Here is a 1,304-nt window from a genome sequence, read left to right as displayed (position 1 = left end):
CCGCGTCCTCAAACACCGCAAAATCAGTCGGAGCAGAGCTTGCTCGCGAAGGCGTCTATCCAGTCGAAATATGCATTGACTGTATTTACGCCTTCGCGAGCAAGCTCTGCTCCTACAGGGGGTTCAGGGGTCATCAATTTGATCAATCGTGCGGTCATTCAAACTGATTGGACGCGCCTTTCTGGCGCTCTTACTCTGCGCCGCCATTGCAGCCAACTAGACTCATCGGCGTGGCGCTGCACAACCGGTTGATCCGCCACGCCCCCATGCATAACCAGGGCAGAACAGCATGATCGTCCGACCCAAGATTCATCCCATTGCCATCCTCTTCACCCTCAAGGGTTCGATCGCCAAACGCATCGCCTTGCGCGCGCTGATGATCACGCTGTTGGCGTCGGCCATTGTGCTGGTGGAAATCCTCCATCCGAGCTATTTCGCCAGTGTCAGCGCGACGCCGTTTACGCTGCTCGGTTTGTCGCTGTCGATCTTCATGAGTTTTCGCAACAACGCCTGTTATGACCGCTGGTACGAAGCGCGCAAGGCGTGGGGCGAGGTGATCGTGCACATTCGCTCGATCATTCGCGAAACCCACGGCATCCGTGACTCCGCCGAGCGCAAGCCGTTGCTGCTCAATCTGTGTGGCTTCGCCCATGCGCTGAACGCCCGGTTACGTAAAGAAAGCGAAGCGGATGCCAGCAGCCAATGGGTCATGCCCAAGCCCGATCCGCAGACGCCCGACTACAGCGGGCGAATTCTGCAAACGGTTGGCCAGCAGTGCTCTGATCTGCATGAAAGCGGTGAGCTGACGGAGTGGCGCTACATGCTGCTCGCCAATCACCTGACCAGCCTGACCCAAGCGCAGGCGGTGTGCGACCGGATCAAAACCACGCCGCTGCCGTTTCCCTACACGCTGTTGCTGCATCGCACGATTTATCTGTTCTGCATCCTGTTGCCCTTCGCCATGGCCGAACCGTTGGGCTGGTTGACGCCACTGTTCACAGCGATTGTCAGCTACACGTTTTTTGGCCTCGACGCGATTGCCGATGAGTTGGAAGACCCGTTTGGCCGCGACGAAAACGACCTGCCCACGGATGCGCTGGTACGCACGCTGGAGCGCGACATTCTCTGGGAGCTCGGCGCAGAAATGCCGCCGGCGCTTAAGCCTGTGGACTATGTCTTGAGCTGACCCCAAATTTCCCCAACCCCCCAATATAGACGAGCACCACAAAACCCTTGTAGGAGTGAGCCTGCTCGCGAAAGCGGATTGCCAGCCAACATCGTTGTCGCCTGACTTGCCGCTATCG

At 58.2% G+C, this 1,304-nt stretch carries 1 protein-coding gene; it reads left to right on the top strand.

Going from position 1 to position 1,304, the window contains the following annotated elements; translation table 11 throughout:
• Nucleotides 1-289: 289 nt before the first annotated feature.
• Nucleotides 290-1,186 (top strand): bestrophin family protein, encoded by an 897-nt coding sequence (locus tag QMX93_RS30695; RefSeq protein WP_212549199.1) that lies wholly within the window; start codon nt 290-292, stop codon nt 1,184-1,186.
• Nucleotides 1,187-1,304: the final 118 nt, after the last annotated feature.

The organism is Pseudomonas sp. PS01303 (assembly GCF_029959385.1).
Lineage (GTDB): Bacteria > Pseudomonadota > Gammaproteobacteria > Pseudomonadales > Pseudomonadaceae > Aquipseudomonas > Aquipseudomonas rustica.
The sequence above is the reverse complement of the archived record's forward strand: the minus strand, read 5'-3'. Positions and strand labels throughout refer to the sequence as shown.

Coding starts and splice junctions, on each gene's coding strand:
- QMX93_RS30695 (WP_212549199.1), top strand. CDS start 290: ATGATCGTCCGACCCAAGATTCATCCCATTGCCATCCTCTTCACCCTC.